The following is a 17,592-nucleotide window of genomic DNA, read 5'->3' as shown; positions in this document are numbered from 1 at the left end:
TATGGGTAGGGCGAAATCATGTGGTCGCAATCGCAACAATTACAATAGCCTGTTACTTTTTTGCTGTCCCCGAAAAAATCGGGGCAGGCGACAGTATTCAACTTGCTATCGAATGTGATTAGATGTTCTAAAAATCAAGATCGAATATCTTTTCTCTGTCCTATTTTAAGATTTACTTTTTAGACAAATTCTAATAAAAAAGAGCTGAAATAAACCGGCCTTGCCAGTGTGAGTGAGGTGATTAGGTTGAACGGAGCGTATGAGATTGCTTGTATAAAGCACTCCGGCCGGATCTTTCAAACTTTATCTGAGAGTCGCGGACCATTGCTTAATACATCTCATAGCGGAGGGAAACCTCCGATCGAACAATGGCACAGCCCGGTGGTTTTTGGATACTTTTTGACACCAAAAAGTATCAGGAAATGATTTCTATTAGGTTACCGAGTTCAGCGTAACCCATAAAATTGAAAAGGGACATAGGGAAAGTAGCAGATCAAAAAAAGATGAGATAAAAAAGAGGGGCAAGCTACCCATATCACGCCGCTACGACCTGCTACCGCTGCTGCCTTCCGACCCTGACGGAGTTCACAGGGAGCTGACTGTATGGAACTTGCCCCAGATTTTTAAGATAACCATTTTCAGAACTTAATGTAAACGAAAATCCCTATAAAATATCTGCCAAAGCATAATCGAGATCTTCGTACTCAAATTCAAATCCTGCTTGTTGCAGACGCTTCGGCTGAGCTCTTACACTTGATAACACCGGTGTTGCCGCTTCACCCAAAACTGTATTGAGAGCGAATTCCGGCACTTTGAAGAGTGATGGGCGTTTGAGCACATTTCCCATCGCAGTTGCAAGTTCACGCATGGTAACCGGGTTAGGTGAACAAGCATTGTAAGGTCCTGAGAATTCAGGTTTCTTCATCGGAAAAAGAATGGAACTGCAAAGATCATTCATATGAATCCATGACAAATATTGCGTTCCTCTGCCGAGCGGTCCGCCGACAAACATTTTAAAAGGCAGCTTCATCTGTTCAATCATACCGCCATCATCTTCAAGGGCGGGAGAAATTCTTGGTATTGCAACTCTTACGTTGTGCTGTTCCGCTTTAAGTGCTTCAGCTTCCCAATCCACACATAGTTTTGCCAAAAAATCATTCCCGGCTGGCGATTCTTCGGTGAGTACCTTATCACCTGAGTCTCCATAATAATTAATACCGGAAGCTGAAATGAAAAGCGACGGTGGATTGGATGCCTTGCCCATCGCATCTACAAGTTTTTTCGTGAGATCAATCCGGCTGTTGTACAGCCGCTTTTTCACCTCATCTGTCCATCGTTTGCCGAACAGGTTTTCTCCGGCAAGATTAATCACAACATCAGCCTTCTCCATTTCTGCTGCCAGGTTATCATCCCAGCCGATGTACCGGTGGTTTTGAGCACTCTGTTCTGCATATTTTTCCGGGGAGCGGGTGATCAGTGTGAGGTAGTGTCCGTCTCTCATCAAATCTTCACCCAGATAAGAACCGATAAATCCGGTCCCTCCCGTTATTAAAATCTGCTTTTCATTATTCATGGTTTTTACCGGTTACATTATTATTTAGTGGAGCTTCCGGACAAAAGAATCTATATGTCCGGTTCAAATCAGCATTTCACTTAGTCTGGATTCAATACTGAGGAAAAAGCTAAATTACTGTCTTTCTATGCTCTGTTTTCAAAGAAAAAACGTGAAATAAAAAAAGAGAAAAGGTGCTGTTAAAATCATGGCGTCGAACCTGTCAAACAATCCTCCGTGCCCCGGTAACAGTGAGGATGAATCTTTCATTCCGGCAAGTCGTTTCAACCGGCTCTCGGTGAGATCACCCAATGGGCCGGTTATGCTTACAACTACCGCAGCCGGCAGTAATTCGACCAGCGTGAGAGGAAAATCGGCGGCGATACCCCAGGCAATCAGTGCACCGGTTGCTGCACCTAAAAATCCGCCCCAAAAACCTTCCCAGGATTTGTTTGGGCTTACATTCGGCGCCAGTTTGTTTTTACCAAATGATCTGCCGATAAAGTAGGCAAAGATATCATTGCCCCAAATCATAAAGAATAGCGACAGGATCAGCCAGAATCCCTGGGTATCCACTCCCAGCTCCCGCACATGAACGACCATGAGATAGCCTATTGGCGCATATAACCCACAAAAAAGCATACTGATCCACTGATACCCAAATCCATGATATTTTTTAAAAAGAAAGGCTATAAGTGGAATGATTGCGGCTAAAAATCCGGCTAAAACCACAAGCGAGGGCAATGAAGATGAGAACCAGAGAAGTGCGGCAATGGCTACACTCACTCCAAAAAAACCGCCGAACCCGGCATTTTTCATGAGGCGATCCACTTCCCATACTGTACCCAGTGCAAGAAGCGCCATAATCGTATTAAAATAGATACCGCCCATCCAGGCCAGCCATATAAAAAGAGTGGCGGCAGGAACAGCAAATAAAATACGCTTGGTTAGTTCACTCAAGATTCTGATCTTCGTCGATTTCGTTCTGAAATTCGGCGAGTGCCTTTCGTGCCCTTTTCTCGAACTCTTTTGGCACATATAAATAGATCAGAGACATCTCTCCTACGTTTATACTGTGTGCAGAATCTCTTTTGTTCAAAATATTTGATGGGATTCTTTGGTTAGCGAGGTAATTCTTTGCCATCTCTACTTCGAACTCCAGATTCCGCTCCATGACACAAACCCAGTTATCGATCTTGTTTGGTTCGGGACCTTTAAATAAACTCATGACTTCAGCTGATAATTGGAATTATGATAGATCACCTTAATCATAATAACGGTTAAAACGATACTTAAAGCAAGCATCCAGATGGGTGGGAGTGCATCCGGAGTCATATCAGCAAACGCTGTGTCGGGCATATAGGTTCCCATGACCACCGCTGCCCCATTGTTCACAAAGTGTGCGACAACAGCAGGCCATATAGAACCGCTCAGCCAGGTTAGTACTGCCATCATCGCACCCAGCGTAGCAAGAGGGAGAAGATTCGTGAGCTGCAAATGAAAAAGTGCAAAAACCAGGCTTGAAAAGATGATTGCCATAATAATTCCGCCGCTCTTTTCGAAAGCCCGTAAAATATATCCCCGAAACAGGATCTCTTCAGCAAAGGCGGGCACCAGCGCGATATGAAGAAGCCCGAAAAGCAACACACCATCCGTTCGCAGAAATTCTTCGAACATCCGGTACTGGTTCTGCTGCATTTCGGCAATAAAATCAGGGACCGGAAGCAGCGAATTGAAGTAACCCAGAAACATTACGCTTGGCTGAATAAAGAGAGTCAGAAGTACCGCGTAAAACATAAAACCCGGCACTTTATCATTCCACCCCATTCGCAGAAAGCGAAGTTTTGACTCAGCTCCCGAATGCAGGCCTACAACAAGAAACGTTGCCAGACCGAAACAGAGAATCTGACCCGCAGAGTTTCCGATAAACAGAACATCGAGGCGGGTTTCCATCGCCGCCAACAGCTCTTCCGCGGTGGATACTTCTCCCGTAATAAAAAGTACGGCGACAGCCACAATGGCAACTACAACTTGTGATGTCAGGAACATCAGCACAAGCCACAGCAGGGCCATCCCCCAGTGAGAAAATCCTTTTCTTTCTACCCAGGGTCTGTTCAGCTGATCAATAAGTGATGAATCTGGTTGAATATTATTCAAATTCTAAAACGACTCCTGATTCTCCTTTTTAGCAAATATTTTAACGCCAATCATTGCGGTAACCAGGTTCAGTAATCCATTCATTGGGATTCCCCAGATTATCTGTGAACCAAATGACTGTTGTGATCTTACCGATTCCGCCATTCCGTCAATCATTTGATCTTTTTGTGAATCAGGCAGATCCATTGCTTCAACATTGGCAATGGTAGCTTCCACCAGGTTTTCGGTATAACTTGGATCAATAAAATTCCAGATTTCACCAAGTATGGCTGTAAGAATAACCATCACAGCACCTGTGATAAACCCAAGTGCCGCACCCTGCCCAAGTTTTATGAAAGGGGTTACCTCTTTGGTAAAATGCCATACGGCAAGAGCACCGGCAAGGCAGGAAACCAGGCAGATGACCACTCCGCCAAGCATGGTTGGCGACAGAAAAGAGCCGCTTGGTTCTGAACCAATTTGCTGATAGCCGATCGCCAGCCCGATTGCGAATGTAATCACACTAAAAATTGCGCCTACGATACCTGCAGACGGCATGTAGTCTGCTAATGTAGGATTTTGGGGTGCTCTTTGTTCTACTTCATCCATGAATTTTCCTCTTTATTCTATAGTTTTTCGTTGATAAAACAGTTCTGATACAGACAACGGAACCGAAAGACCCAGCAGACTTCCCAGCACTGCTCTGGAGTGATTGGTATTTTCCCACAACTCAAACATGTTTCCCGCGTAATCTGTAATCTGTACGGCCACAGCTGCTAAAAGTAATAAAATTGGCCATCTGTTTCCTACAGTAAATTTCTTCAGGAGCGGCATCAGGATAAATCCGGCCGCCATTCCGGCGAATACCCCAAAACAGCGGGTATTTACTGCCATCAGCAGGTTTCCTGAGCTGTATGTCCGGTCGGGTATCCGGTGACAGATCCCGTCAAACATTCGCTCACTCCAGTGTGGTCCTGAACCGACTGAAGCACCCCACAATATCTCCCCGAAAGAGACTGCAAGTATAAACAGACTGCCGGCTAATACGAAGAGGTATAGAAAAGGATGCAGAAGTTTCATTCTTTTCTGATTCTTTCAATCAATGCGTTTGGTGCTTCAACCGGTTTTCGTGTCTCTGCATCCACAAAACAGAGAGTCACTTTACCGTTCACATGAGGTTTACTGCTGCGCGAAGTCGTTATTCTGTAGTAGGTGTGCAGTTTGATGTGTGGCCGGTCAAAAAGCATTACCTCAATTTGCATCTCTTCATCATAGAGTACCGGTTTTCTGTAATCAATTTCCATCGAGATTACCGGAAGCATAAAGCCATCCTCTTCAAGTTTTCGGTATGTAAGGCCGGCATCGCGCATCATTTCTGTTCTGGCCACTTCAAAGAACTCAGGATACCGCCCGTAGTAGACATATCCCATCTGATCGGTTTCGCCATACCGGCTTCGCAGAGTGTGAGTAGAGCTTATTATCGGCTGGCGATCAGGAAATTGAATCATTTAGGGACTATGCTACGATTCACCGGCAGTCGCCCAGACTCCCATCGAGCCATATTTTTCTATACGCTGATCTACCAGTTTATTACCGCTAAGTTTTCCAAGGCGCTTCAGACTCTTCAGGCAGCATTCTTTCACCGCTTCCGCAGCTTTGTTATAATCCCGATGCGCACCTCCAATGGGTTCTGGAATGATGCCGTCGATCACTTTCAGCTCAAGCAGATCCTTCGCTGTTGGCTTCAATGCTTCAGCTGCCTGTTCTTTATAATCCCAGGTTTTCCATAAAATAGAAGAACACGATTCCGGGGCAATGACCGAGTACCATGTGTTCTCCATCATGTATACCTCATTTCCCATACCAATTCCGATTGCACCGCCGCTGGCTCCTTCTCCGATCACGATGCTTATCATCGGAACCTCGAGACCAGCCATCATTTTCAGGTTTTTTGCGATCGCTTCAGCCTGGCCGCGTTCTTCTGCTTCAAGTCCGGGAAAGGCCCCTGGTGTATCGAGCAGGGTGATGATGGGAATATCAAATTTTTCAGCCAGTTTCATTAGCCGATACGCTTTTCTGTAGCCTTCGGGATTTGCCATACCGAAATTTCGGTACTGCCGGTTTTTGGTATCCCGTCCTTTCTGATGACCGATGATCATTACAGATTTTCCATCAATCGTACCAAATCCGCCGACGATCGCATGATCATCACCGAAATACCGATCCCCATGAAGTTCAATAAAATCTTCGGTAATCCGCTCAATGTAGTCCAGTGTGTAAGGCCGCTCAGGATGCCGTGCGAGCTGAACACGCTGCCACCGGGTAAGATTCGCAAAGATCGACTCCCGCAGCTGTTCTGCTTTTTTTCTCAGCCGATCAATTTCAGGTTTCAAAACTCCATCCCCTACGGAAAGATCCTGAAGCTCTTCAATCTTAGCTTCAAGATCGGCTATCGGTTTTTCAAAATCGAGATATTGCATGATATATACTTTTTAAAATTTTCAGGCTGTTCGGAATATAGGTACTTTAGATACGAATCGTTACCGTTCCAATAGACTACCGGCTACTATTATTTCTCTTTTATTTCCATGCGTTCTGCAAAATAGGCGCAAAAATCACGCATGTCACCGCTGATTCTTGAATCATTGGTGGCGTTTTCAAGAGTATCCGCCATGGTTACCAGGGTTTGGTGAAAAAATATTTTCATCTCATCCACGGTCATATCACGGGTCCAGAGATCCAGACGAAGGGTATCTTTTTGATTGTGATCCCACAATGCAAGAAGCATCGCACGGCAGGAAGCCTCGTCATACCCTTCAAGATCGGTTGCATTCCACCTGATATTTGTGGGGATGTTTTTTTGATCCAGTTCTACTTCAATATTGATATTCTTTTTATTGGATGACATTTACTTCTGATTAATATGATAAATTGGGTTTACAATTTGTTCTAAGCATCTCAAGCACATGTTCAAATTCTGGCGGCAGATCAGATTCGAACTGCATAAATTCATCAGTACCGGGGTGAACAATCCCCAGTGTTTTTGCATGAAGCATCTGATCGGTAATCATTGAAAAAAGATTGTTAAACATCTGTTTACGGCTTCCGGTATTCGGCCCGTACCGAACCGAAGCACCGCCGTAGGTAACATCTCCAAATACGTAATATCCTTCATACTGCATATGAACACGGATTTGGTGCGTACGCCCCGTTTCAAGTTTAACCTTCAGCAGTGCAAGATGGTCAAACCTCTCCATAACTTCAAAATGTGTAACCGCACTTTTCCCTTCACCATCTGGCCGTACCGTCATAATTTTTCTGTCTTTTGGCGAACGGCCGACATCTCCCCTGATGGTTCCGGAATCAGGCGGATTGCCCCAGACAATCGTCCAGTAGGTTCGTTCGGCTGTTTTTTCAGCAAACTGTTTGGAGAGTTTCTGGTGTGCAACATCATTTTTTGCCACAACCAGAAGACCGCTTGTATTTTTATCGAGACGATGGACAATTCCCGGACGAAGAGTCTCCTCATCTGTTCTTGATAAATTTTCCTGAGTGTGATACAGAAGGCCGTTCACCAGGGTGCCGGTCCAGTTTGCGTACGCGGGATGAACCACCATATCTACCGGTTTATTTACGATGATGAGATCATCATCTTCATACACAATATCCAGATCCATTTTTTCAGGCTCAGCTTCCGGAGGCGGTGGTTTTGGAAGTTTAATCTCAATTTTATCCCCAGGCTGCATTCGGTACGACGGTTTTTCATGTTTCCCGTTTACCCAAACGTAGCCATCTTTAATCGCATTCTGCACCTTATTTCGGGTGGCATTCTGAATGAATGAAGTGATGTATTTATCCAAACGGATTTCAGAATCCTGCCCATCAGGAACTTCAAGCAGATATTCAGTGGTAGTATTATTTTCTTTTTGTGCAAGCATAGCTCAAAAATAGTAAAGTAATGAATGACCGAATTCGGGGGCTAACAGGAAATATTCCTGCAACCAGTATTCAATCGAAAAGCATAAAAAATAAGAATTTATAGAGTGAAGAAAGAATCATTTATTCAGTATTACGGTGTGCTTTTACGATCTTAAATTAAGAAACGAACCCACGCTGATACAAAAAGCACATTACGTTTCTAAAAGTGATTTAAATTTTTTTTAAAAAAAAGTGTAAGGAGTTGGCTTATTTTGGACCATACAACTGACTATTGATTAAGGCAGCAAAATAGTCAAGCTGAGGTTACTGTTTAGGCATACAAAATTGGATATCAAGAGATAAAGGCCCCATCCAAACCTGATTTATTGGATGGGGCTTTTTCTATTTTCACAAGAAATCGAAATCTTTTTATTCAGTCTGTTCTGCGGTTATTCTTTTTCTGAGATATATTTCAGTTTCATAGCGGTTATTATCCCGAAGTAGTTCGATATCCATCTCATCCCCTTCGTTATACTCCCTGAGCAGAGCCCATGCGTGCATTTCTCCTACCACACGTTCTCCCCCGATTCTAAGAATGATATCCCCCGGCATAATTCCGCTCTCAAAAGCGGGACCATCTTTATTCACCTCTGTTACAAGCAAGCCCTGCACATACGGAAGACGGTACCGGTAGACGAGCTGTTCTGTCATACTGGTAAACTTCAACCCTGGATTGTAGTCCAGCATCACGCTGCCGCTGGTGAGAAGCTGTGTAATGATCCGGTCGATACGATTACTCGGAATGGCAAATCCAAGCCCCACGAACCCCGCACCAGTGCCTCCAGTGTAGATAAAGGTATTGATTCCGATAACCTCTCCGTTGCTGTTCAGGAGCGGGCCACCGGAGTTACCACTGTTGATGGAAGCATCGGTTTGAATCATGTCCAGGTAGACCCGCGGATTGGACGGATCGGGACGAAAATCGCGGTTCATAGCACTTACCACACCAACTGTAACCGTTGGTTTACCGTCTTCAAATAGTCCAAATGGATTTCCGAGAGCTATGGCCCACTCACCAACACGCACATCATCAGAATCACTCATTTCAACAAAAGGAAACGGATCATCCGACTGAATTTTAAGAAGTGCTATATCGGTAAGTTCGTCACTGCCGATCAGTTCAGCGACATACGTATTTCCATATGTTGTTGAGATCACAATCTCCGTAGGATTATTCCCAACTACATGCTGATTGGTCACAACAAGCCCGTCATCACTAATAATAAATCCCGACCCGATTCTTGCATTATCGCGCTGGAGCCGGTCGCCAAAGAAGTGCCTGAACAGTTCGTCATACGGGTGGACCGGCCTGTCGACCACGGCAGACACCATAATACTCACCACAGAGTTACTCGCCTTTTCAACTGCAGCCGTAATCGCGTTATCCCGGCTATTGTGAATTCGTTCTTCGATATCTGCTTCTGCCCCGTTTTCATTGGCAGATGAGTTGCCTGAATTTTCTTCAACGAAGGCTGCTGAAAACGGCTCATCCCCGTTGGCTGTGCTGCTGTTTTCACTCTCTGAAACGCATTGCATCAGCAACAGGAGTGGTAGAATCAGCAGCAGGTTATATAGTACTTTCTTCTTCAAGTTCGAGTTTTTGAATCTGTTTAGACCCTATCTGTACGGTTTCGCTGATCGCTTTCTCAAGGGGCCCCGGATGCCATGCCCCGGCAGCTTTTTTATGACCACCGCCACCCAGTTCGCGGGCCCATATGTTCACATCCACGTCACTTTTCGATCGCAGGCTCATTTTAACGCCGTCATCATCCAGATCTTTCAATAAAATTGCGGCTTTAATCCCGGTAATACTCAGAGGGTAATTTACAAATCCGCCCGTATCGGCATTTGTTGTCCCTGTATCATCAAGCATCTCTTTCGTAACGGTCATCACCGCAATCTGATTGTTTTCAAAAAGCTGAACTGTGCCGAGTGATAAACTCAAAAGCTGCAGCTGGGGCAGTGTCTGGTTAGAAAACACGCGCTCAGCCACGAGGTTTGGTTTAAATTCCCCTCTTCGCAACAGTTCAGCAGCGGCATCCATCGTTTCCGGTTTCACACTATCAAACTGCAGGGAGCCGGTATCCGTAATCAAACCGGTATAGAGCGCTTTGGCAACATTTTCATCAATCTGATCGATATCATGCTCTTTGAACAAGTTATAAATAAGCTCGCATGTTGATGAAGCATCATCAACAGAAATGCTCAGATCAAATTCGTCTTCAGGATTCGGGTGGTGATCGATCATAAAAACCGGTCGCCGTTTCTCTTTTTGCCAATCTTCATAGGAACCAAAACGGTGCGGGGCGTTTCCATCCACTACAATAAACAGGTCGCAGGCATCTGTATTCTCCTTTGTTGCTTTTTTTACCGGAAAGTAGTTTGTAAGCCAAATCAGGTTTTCCGAAATATCGTCATCATTAAAAGCAATAACTTCAATTCCATTTTTTTGCAGCCATATACTGAGCGCAACCTGAGAACCTATGCAATCCCCGTCTGGCCGGATATGTGAAAACACGCCAACGCGGCTATACTTCTTTACGTTTTTGATGAACTCTTTAAACATAAATTCTTTATCCTTAGCATGAAAAATAGCCTGTTAAAATGATGGTTCAATCATTAGGAGTCAAATGTTTTTTTGTAAATGGTCGACAAGATCATTTAAACGATCAGATAGTATGAAAATTGGCAAAAATCTTGCGGTAATACTGTGCAATGGAGAACCACCGGAGAAAGAGCAGCTGCAACGCTCTATTGATACGGCAGACCTGTTCATTGCCGCTGACGGCGGAGGTAACATTGCACTCCAATATAACCTTCTTCCTGATATAATTATTGGTGATTTAGACAGTTTTCATCAGCCTGATACGGTTACCGTACCTGTTCTGCACAAACCCGATCAAAACATTAATGATCTGGAAAAAGCATTGAATCATATCACACAACTTGAAGTTGAAAACGTGCTGGTTTTTGGCGCAACCGGGCAGCGACTGGATCATACCGTAAAAAATCTCTCCGTTATGAAACAATTTCACAACCAGTTCAATACCCTGGTTTTCAGAGATAAATTTTGTGATATAAAACTGATCAATTCGCCACACACCGAACAGGTTACACCGGGAACACAAATCTCCCTTTTCCCTCTTTCCGGTAAAGTGACTGGTATTTCCAGCAGCGGTTTAAAGTATAAATTGAACAACCACTCACTCGAAAACGGGGTATTCGACGGTACGTCCAACGAATCGGTTTCAGACCAGGTTGTGATAACGTACGAATCCGGTGATCTCCTCCTTTTTATTAATCATCAAACCGATTAATTGCTGTGTCAGCAACACTATTTTCCATCGACTGGATTCTCATTCTCCTTTATTTCTTTTTTCTGATCTGGCTGAGCTGGAAAAAAGGATGGAGTGATGAGTCGGAAGAAGAATTTCTTTTAAGCGGGCGTAAAGTTACAATCCCTGCATTTGTTGCCACACTGGTCTCAACCTGGTATGGCGGAATTTTGGGTGTCGGGGAGTTCAGCTACCAGTTTGGTATTTCGATGTGGCTTATTTTTGGCCTTCCGTTTTATCTCTTTTCAGCCATTTTTGCGGTATTACTTGCCGGAAAAATCCGTCTCAACAAAGCGCTGACTATCCCTGAAGCCATTGCCAACCGCTACACACCGCTTGCCGGGCGTGTGAGCGCATTGCCCATCTTCATTCTTGTTAGTCCGGCTCCTTACATCTTAATGCTTGCAGTACTTTTTCAGTTTATGATCGGCGGAGATGTACCCTATTTGATGTATGCCTCGCTGGTTGCCTTGTTCTCCGTTCTCTATATCACGATTGGTGGTTTCGGGGCGGTGATTCGCACCGATATATTGCAAATTGTGCTGATGTTCAGCGGCTTTGGAATGCTCCTCTTATTTGCTGTTGCAGAGTTTGGCGGAGTCGGCCTGCTTTTTTCCGAACTTCCTGATCTGCATACCGATTTCACCGGCGGTTTCAGCTGGCAATATATATTGGTGTGGTTTTTTATTGCACTCTGGACGTTTGTGGATCCCAGTTTTCATCAGCGGGCGGCGGCGGCGGAATCTCCTGAAACTGCTAAGAAAGGAATTTTTATCTCCATCGGGTTCTGGACCTTCTTCGATTTTCTTACCTGTTTTACCGGGTTATACGCTTTTGCAATACTTGGCGGAGGCCTGGAAAACCCGATTTTATCTTATCCTGTGCTTGCGGATCAACTTCTGCCTATCGGCCTGAAGGGGCTCTTTTTCGTAACCCTGCTGGCCACCATCATGTCTACTCTCGACAGTTACCTCTTTATCTCTGGTCAAACCCTGGGACGTGATTACCTGAAAAAATATCTGCCATCGATCAACCCAAACTGGCTGACCCGCGCCGGAATCCTGATATCTGCGGTAATTGGAATCATACTCACAATTCTCTATCCCAGCGTTATCGACCTTTGGTATGTCATTGGATCGGTCTGCATACCCGGATTACTGATTCCGGTACTGGGAATCTATCTTCCGATATTTCAGCTTCGAACGGTATTTGCACTTCCTGCCCTGGTAATTCCGATTCTGATATCACTCACCTGGCTCATTCTCGGAACTTATTTCCCGGCCGGAGGAGAAGGATATCTTTATATGGGAGTTGAACCGTTTTACCCCGGACTCTTTGTGGCATTTGTGATCTGGCTTATTGGGCGAGCTAAAAATGGGAAGACTGAAAGTGATTTATACGGTGGTGATTTAATTGATGAGAAGTGATCTACCATCTAATCTGAACTCTATTACGAAATAGAGTAAAAAGCCGCCGACCTATCCGTTTTTTTGGTTAACGAATCGTTCTGAACTTTGATTGGTCGTTTGAATAGTGAATCCTCTCGGTTCAGCGAACCGAACGACATTGAAATTAGTGTCAAGTCAACTTTAATCCTGTTAAAATTATGATTCATTCACTTGAGGTTGTTCCAATTCTACATCTTCCTTTTCAGAATATTCAATGAATCCCTCTGCGGAACTGTCAACATTCACTTCAAACCGGAATCCCAATGCAACTTCTATCTTCGCAACCGTTTTAAAATTCAGCAGCCGGTCGCCCCGAAAGAGCTGAGTGAGATAACTGGCAGATGTACCGATTTCATCCGCCAGCCGCTTTCGGGTCCAGCCTTTTCGATCCATTGTTTTTTGGGCTTCACTCAGAAACATATAGGAAAGCATCTGTGCCCGGTCTTCTACATGTTCTTCCGGTGATTTTTCAAACAATTTTTGAAATTCACTTCGGATATTTTCCACTCTATTTGATTGTTTCGTACTCATAACTTGCTACCCGGTGTATGATGTTAATTTCTTTGTGTGTCAGTTTGGTCTGTTTTTTTCTTTTTAGCACTTCTGCTGCTACAATAACACAAGTTTTATCTGAAGTATTTATCTCCTTACAGTATACCCTGGCGTTTTCCTGACCTTTAAAAAACTTCATTGCCCTTACGCCTTTACTCTTATCATCGGGTTCTTCTTTGTCGTAAAGCTCACGGTTGACATGATTGCCTAATATTAACTCACAAATATGATTAAATTTCTTTTTATACCGGTTATCCTGCCGAAAGAAATTCAGCAATTCCTCAGCATTATCTTCGTCAACGGCAACAGAGCGGCTGCCGTCAAAAGATTCTTTTATTATAATTGCGTTACGTTTCAAAAGTTAAGCTATTGCTTAATATTTTCCAATTTCTCAAGATTACGTGCCAAAGACGGAATATCGTATTTTAGAGACATCATGATTACTTTTGACCGCTTCATTCAGGACGGGCGAATTGAAGATTCCTGTATTGCTTCAAAGCATGGAAGTGAAAATACTACTGAACAAAAAAACAACCTGTACAATCCTCAGGTCGATTTCAGAATATTTCCCAGATTGAGTTTATGAATGGGAATGATATACTTATTGGCAAAAACATCTTTTTGTATTCCGAGCAGCCCTGTTCCCCTGAAATCCACAATACTATAATTGTCACTAATCTCCACAACTTCCCCGATTCCGTAATATTCCGGAGAAGGTCCGTAATACACCAGGTCACCGATTTGCACGATATTTACAGCTCTCCTGTGATAGGGTAGTATTACCGGTAGCAAGTCCAGTCTGTATGAAAGTCGTCGTTTTTTTGTTGACATCTGTGTCTAATTCTGCATCGGGGTACAAATCAAAAAAAAGAAATCTGCCGTTCTGTACTATTTATCGCGATAATTTCGATCCACTTAACATCGGCGGGAAGAATCGGTTCAATACGTTCCGGCCATTCGATAATGGAAACGCCATCCCCATATAAATATTCTTCTGCTCCAATTTCAAGGGCTTCCTGCACATGTTCGAGTCTGTAGCAATCGAAATGGTATACAGGTAAGTCCCCATTATACTCATTAATTATGGAAAATGTGGGGCTCGTCACCACATCGGGTGTGAGCCCGAAAGCCTGGACAAAACCTTTCACAAAGTGCGTTTTCCCGGCACCGAGTTCGCCTTTCAGACAAATAGTATCGCCGGAGGTGCACCCCTCACCAAACGAGCGGGCAGCCTTCATCGTTTCCTGTTCACTGCAGCAGACAATTTTTTCCATCTATCAGCCGCGGGGTTTGAGTGTGGCTACAGGCAGAATCATCTCCTCCATTGAGGCACCGCCGTGCTGAAAGGTATCTTTGTAAAGATTCTGAAACTTGTTGTAATTAGTGGGATAAACGAAGTAATAATCCTCTTTAGCAATGATAAAACTGTTTGCATGGCGGGGAACCGGCAGAAAATACTCTTCCGGTTTATCGATAAATATTGCGGCATTCTCTTCTGCTTTCAGATTGCGGCCATACTTATAACGCAGGTTTGTCGCTGCATCCCGATCTCCAAACACTTTTGTATCGCGCATGGATCGAACTGCGCCATGGTCGGTTGATACGATAATGGTTACATCTTCATCTGCCAGCTCCTTAAACATCTGGAGCAGCGAGGAGTGCTGAAACCATGACTCTGTGAGTGACCGAAATGCCGGCACATCGGGTGAAAGCTGTTTTAATACGTCCGAATCAGACCGGCTGTGAACCAGGGTATCCACAAAATTGTAAACGATCGATGTAAACGGGTTCTGAGTGTAGTTCGACATTTTATCTGCAATCCGTTTCCCATCTTCCGGCCGAACTACTTTCTCATATTTAAATGGCTTTGACAGATGATTTCGTGCGAGATACTTTTCAAGCAGTTCTTCTTCATGCTGATTGAGCGAACTTTCATCCTGGCCCATCTCCCAGAGCTGTGGGTGACGGTTTTTTATTTCAAGCGGATAGAGTCCTGAAAAAATCGAATTTCTTGAATAAGGTGTTGCTGTGGGAAGTATGGAGTAATAGAAATCGGTCTCGATTGAGAAATACTCGGTAAGTATTCTTTCGAAAAGTACCCACTGATCGTAACGCATACAATCGATCAAAAAGAACACGACCGTTTCGTCATCTGATAGTCTTGGAAATACTTTCTTTTTCAACAGGTCGGGGCTCAGCATCGGCCGGTCCTCCGGTTCGCGCGTCAGCCACGATTTATACTCAAGCTCTACAAACCGTCCAAACGCCTGATTCGCCTGCTGAAACTGATCCTGTAGTACCTGCTGTAGTCCCTGATCGCTGTTTTCAAGGTTCATCTCCCAGTGTGTGAGCGTACGATAGATATCAATCCAGCCCTTCCAGTCCGTTTGTTCATTAAAACGCGAGGAGAGCTCATTGAAGTTTTTCAGATACGACTGAGCAGATTTTTCATTCTCAATCCGCTTTTTGTCGAGAGTTCGTTTGATTGAGAGAAGAATCTGGTTTGGATTCACCGGCTTGATGAGGTAATCGGCAATTTTGCTGCCGATAGCATCCTCCATGATCGACTCTTCCTCACTTTTGGTAATCATCACCACGGGAAGTGACGGCTGCAGGTTTTGAATTTGTTCAAGCGTTGCCAAACCATCCATTCCTGGCATCTGTTCATCCAGGAAAACAAGGTCGAAAACATTTTCTTTGATCATCGAAACCGCATCTTCCCCATTGGTAACCGGGGTAATTTCGAATCCCTTATTCTTTAAAAAAATAATGTGCGATTTCAGCTGATCAATTTCATCATCAGCCCATAATATTTGATTTGGCATCTTCTTTTTTCCTCGGTTTGTCTTCGGTTGGTCTAAAAATAGTGAAAGAAGCCTGCTATTGGAAGTTTCTCAGAAAATTAAAGCTCAACGAGATGTCTGATGTTTTCGAGCCTTGCCGGTCCGATACCCCTTATTTCAAGAAGCTGCTCTACCGTCTGGAATTTTCCATTTTCCTGCCGCCATTCAACAATCCTGGAGGCGTATGCTGGTCCGATTCCGGGAAGCTGTTGCAGTTCTTCTGAATTTGCAGTGTTAACATTAATACGAGTTGTATCGGCAACCGTTACCTCAGGTTCCGGTATTTCATAGCTTTTTACGTTTTCCTGCACCACATTCTCTTCTGGTTCCATCGTATCTGTCAAAGCAGGTTCGCCACCATACCGGGCCATAATCATATCGTGTTCCTGTTTTTGTTGTTTTGACCGTTCACGAAACAGTTCCTCCAGCTCACTGTAATCGTACTCATCCGGTGCATGTGAAAAATCGATGAAAAGAAGCGCACCGCTTAATATCAGGGCAGATATCATGCATACCGAAAGCATAATTCGTTCACTGCGTTTTATTTTCAGTTTATCGATCCAAAAAAATAGTTTTCGTTTCATAGTTTCCTCCTTAATAGTTCATCCGTACTTTTATGATCATAAAATCGAACATGCCTTACATATTTCATGGAATTTATTTCTAAACGTTTTCAGTATAATGGTGCAGAGACTACCTGGTACCAAAAAGGGGAAGGGAAACCGCTTATCATTTTACATGGATGGGGGAGCAGTAGTGACGTGATGAAACCTGCGGCCGATAAACTTTCAGGCATTCGTAATTGTGTGTTGGTGGATCTGCCGGGATTTGGAAAATCTCCTGAACCGCCTGAGGCGTGGGGAATCGGCGATTACGCTGACATGGTTTCATCTCTGGTAAGAAATGAATTTCCGAATCAGCCTGTCGATTATCTTGTGCACTCTTTTGGCGGGCGTATCATTTTAAAACTGTTAAGTGAACAAAAAAGAACTCTGCAGATTGAAAAAGTCATCATAACAGGCGGTGCGGGACTAAAACCAAAACGCTCCCTGAAATTTCATGTCAAAAGAATCACGGCGAAACTGCTGAAACTTCCCGTGAAGCTGGTCATTCCATCAAAACGAGAGACCTGGATGAACCGCCTGCGCAACACAGCACTCTGGAAATCACTCGGATCATCCGATTACAGTAAACTTTCGGGGGTTATGAGGGAGACCTTCGTGAAGTCAGTCACTGAGTTTTTTGATGACAGGCTTGATGAGATTCCTGATGAAATTCTGCTGCTTTGGGGAACGGACGATGATGCCACACCGATGGACCAGGCCAGGCGGCTGGAGAAAGGATTAAAGAATAGTGCCCTTGTTGAGATTGAAAACGCAGGTCATTACGCTTTTCTGGATCAGCCAGCTAAGTTCACAGCTATTTCACGGGCGTATCTGGAAGGATGAGGTTGAACTACTAAAAAATACATGGAAAAACGTTGGCTATACCACCCAGTATAAAAAGGGAATGTACAATTGGAGTGGTGGTCATTAAAGTGTGTCATGCTTTTGCTGACGAGGGATAGTCCCCGTCAGCTTTTTTCTATCGGCAGCGGCAGATCCGGGAATAACAGGTAGATTTGCTGCAACTCAAGAGTAGTCTAATAGAAATCAGGTTATAGGTTCATCCGGTGTATCCACCGCGTTCAACAATTTCTGTGTCATCATTTTCTTCTCCGGCTTCGTATCCCTTACATCACTGGGGAT

General features: G+C 44.2%; 21 protein-coding genes and 1 other RNA gene. 3 read left to right on the top strand and 19 right to left on the bottom strand.

Translation table 11 applies throughout. The features are described 5' to 3' along the window. Nucleotides 1–516: 516 nt before the first annotated feature. The 13 genes from ffs to DYD21_RS18445 form a co-directional block, all read right to left on the bottom strand. Nucleotides 517–616, bottom strand: an RNA gene (gene ffs, locus DYD21_RS18505) — signal recognition particle sRNA small type. A gap of 48 nt (nucleotides 617–664) precedes the next feature. Continuing rightward, on the bottom strand, nucleotides 665–1,573 hold the full coding sequence (locus tag DYD21_RS18500) for a TIGR01777 family oxidoreductase (RefSeq protein ID WP_116038493.1): 909 nt from the start codon (nucleotides 1,571–1,573) through the stop codon (nucleotides 665–667). A 138-nt stretch (nucleotides 1,574–1,711) separates the two neighbouring features. Then, nucleotides 1,712–2,512 carry a phosphatidate cytidylyltransferase gene (locus DYD21_RS18495; protein ID WP_158607369.1) on the bottom strand — a complete coding sequence of 267 codons (801 nt, stop codon included), beginning with the start codon at nucleotides 2,510–2,512 and terminating at the stop codon, nucleotides 1,712–1,714. Further along, on the bottom strand, nucleotides 2,505–2,780 hold the full coding sequence (locus DYD21_RS18490) for a putative signal transducing protein (protein WP_116038491.1): 276 nt from the start codon (nucleotides 2,778–2,780) through the stop codon (nucleotides 2,505–2,507). Before DYD21_RS18490 ends, DYD21_RS18495 begins: the two co-directional genes overlap by 8 nt. Next, nucleotides 2,777–3,709 (bottom strand): CPBP family intramembrane glutamic endopeptidase, encoded by a 933-nt coding sequence (locus DYD21_RS18485; RefSeq protein WP_116038490.1) that lies wholly within the window; start codon nucleotides 3,707–3,709, stop codon nucleotides 2,777–2,779. Before DYD21_RS18485 ends, DYD21_RS18490 begins: the two co-directional genes overlap by 4 nt. A 3-nt stretch (nucleotides 3,710–3,712) precedes the next feature. Beyond that, nucleotides 3,713–4,297, bottom strand: coding sequence for a DUF4199 domain-containing protein (locus DYD21_RS18480; protein ID WP_116038489.1), 585 nt, complete (start codon nucleotides 4,295–4,297; stop codon nucleotides 3,713–3,715). A gap of 12 nt (nucleotides 4,298–4,309) precedes the next feature. Continuing rightward, nucleotides 4,310–4,768 carry a DUF2085 domain-containing protein gene (locus tag DYD21_RS18475; RefSeq protein WP_116038488.1) on the bottom strand — a complete coding sequence of 153 codons (459 nt, stop codon included), beginning with the start codon at nucleotides 4,766–4,768 and terminating at the stop codon, nucleotides 4,310–4,312. Further along, a complete protein-coding gene (locus DYD21_RS18470) occupies nucleotides 4,765–5,196 on the bottom strand; it encodes a thioesterase family protein (protein WP_116038487.1) in 432 nt (143 codons plus the stop codon). Before DYD21_RS18470 ends, DYD21_RS18475 begins: the two co-directional genes overlap by 4 nt. A 12-nt stretch (nucleotides 5,197–5,208) precedes the next feature. Further along, a complete protein-coding gene (locus DYD21_RS18465; protein WP_116038486.1) occupies nucleotides 5,209–6,168 on the bottom strand; it encodes an acetyl-CoA carboxylase carboxyltransferase subunit alpha in 960 nt (319 codons plus the stop codon). 89 nt (nucleotides 6,169–6,257) lie between these two features. Then, a complete protein-coding gene (gene gldC / locus DYD21_RS18460; protein ID WP_116038485.1) occupies nucleotides 6,258–6,596 on the bottom strand; it encodes a gliding motility protein GldC in 339 nt (112 codons plus the stop codon). 10 nt (nucleotides 6,597–6,606) lie between these two features. After that, entirely contained in the window at nucleotides 6,607–7,626 is a 1,020-nt protein-coding gene (locus tag DYD21_RS18455) for an RluA family pseudouridine synthase (protein ID WP_116038484.1), read from the bottom strand. 409 nt (nucleotides 7,627–8,035) lie between these two features. Then, nucleotides 8,036–9,256, bottom strand: a complete 1,221-nt coding sequence (locus DYD21_RS18450) for a S1C family serine protease (RefSeq protein ID WP_233505584.1) — start codon at nucleotides 9,254–9,256, stop codon at nucleotides 8,036–8,038. Then, complete coding sequence (locus DYD21_RS18445) at nucleotides 9,234–10,232, bottom strand: bifunctional oligoribonuclease/PAP phosphatase NrnA (protein WP_116038483.1); 999 nt, start codon at nucleotides 10,230–10,232, stop codon at nucleotides 9,234–9,236. The genes DYD21_RS18450 and DYD21_RS18445 overlap by 23 nt, the downstream gene beginning before the upstream one ends. A 112-nt stretch (nucleotides 10,233–10,344) precedes the next feature. Between DYD21_RS18445 and DYD21_RS18440 the strand changes: the two genes are divergently transcribed. Together DYD21_RS18440 and DYD21_RS18435 are read left to right on the top strand one after the other, a co-directional pair. Next, entirely contained in the window at nucleotides 10,345–10,983 is a 639-nt protein-coding gene (locus DYD21_RS18440) for a thiamine diphosphokinase (RefSeq protein ID WP_158607368.1), read from the top strand. A 5-nt stretch (nucleotides 10,984–10,988) separates the two neighbouring features. Then, nucleotides 10,989–12,428, top strand: a complete 1,440-nt coding sequence (locus tag DYD21_RS18435) for a sodium:solute symporter (protein ID WP_158607367.1) — start codon at nucleotides 10,989–10,991, stop codon at nucleotides 12,426–12,428. Between the two features lie 177 nt (nucleotides 12,429–12,605). Here DYD21_RS18435 and DYD21_RS18430 read toward each other — a convergent pair whose 3' ends face one another. The 6 genes from DYD21_RS18430 to DYD21_RS18405 form a co-directional block, all read right to left on the bottom strand. Further along, nucleotides 12,606–12,980 (bottom strand): helix-turn-helix transcriptional regulator, encoded by a 375-nt coding sequence (locus DYD21_RS18430; RefSeq protein WP_116038480.1) that lies wholly within the window; start codon nucleotides 12,978–12,980, stop codon nucleotides 12,606–12,608. Next, a complete protein-coding gene (locus DYD21_RS18425; RefSeq protein WP_116038479.1) occupies nucleotides 12,958–13,359 on the bottom strand; it encodes a hypothetical protein in 402 nt (133 codons plus the stop codon). The genes DYD21_RS18430 and DYD21_RS18425 overlap by 23 nt, the downstream gene beginning before the upstream one ends. A gap of 188 nt (nucleotides 13,360–13,547) precedes the next feature. Further along, on the bottom strand, nucleotides 13,548–13,832 hold the full coding sequence (locus DYD21_RS18420) for a hypothetical protein (protein ID WP_116038478.1): 285 nt from the start codon (nucleotides 13,830–13,832) through the stop codon (nucleotides 13,548–13,550). A 29-nt stretch (nucleotides 13,833–13,861) separates the two neighbouring features. Next, nucleotides 13,862–14,275, bottom strand: coding sequence for a tRNA (adenosine(37)-N6)-threonylcarbamoyltransferase complex ATPase subunit type 1 TsaE (gene tsaE / locus DYD21_RS18415; RefSeq protein ID WP_116038477.1), 414 nt, complete (start codon nucleotides 14,273–14,275; stop codon nucleotides 13,862–13,864). A gap of 3 nt (nucleotides 14,276–14,278) precedes the next feature. Beyond that, nucleotides 14,279–15,826: a response regulator gene (locus DYD21_RS18410; RefSeq protein WP_116038476.1), complete on the bottom strand. Its 1,548-nt coding sequence runs from the start codon at nucleotides 15,824–15,826 to the stop codon at nucleotides 14,279–14,281. A 77-nt stretch (nucleotides 15,827–15,903) separates the two neighbouring features. Next, on the bottom strand, nucleotides 15,904–16,428 hold the full coding sequence (locus tag DYD21_RS18405) for a ComEA family DNA-binding protein (RefSeq protein ID WP_116038475.1): 525 nt from the start codon (nucleotides 16,426–16,428) through the stop codon (nucleotides 15,904–15,906). A gap of 66 nt (nucleotides 16,429–16,494) precedes the next feature. Here DYD21_RS18405 and DYD21_RS18400 point away from each other — a divergent pair, with 66 nt between their 5' ends. After that, nucleotides 16,495–17,292 carry an alpha/beta fold hydrolase gene (locus DYD21_RS18400; protein WP_116038474.1) on the top strand — a complete coding sequence of 266 codons (798 nt, stop codon included), beginning with the start codon at nucleotides 16,495–16,497 and terminating at the stop codon, nucleotides 17,290–17,292. Nucleotides 17,293–17,592 lie beyond the last annotated feature (300 nt).

Source organism: Rhodohalobacter sp. SW132 (assembly GCF_003390325.1).
Classification (GTDB): domain Bacteria; phylum Bacteroidota; class Rhodothermia; order Balneolales; family Balneolaceae; genus SW132.
This window is presented reverse-complemented; position numbering and strand designations above follow the sequence as displayed.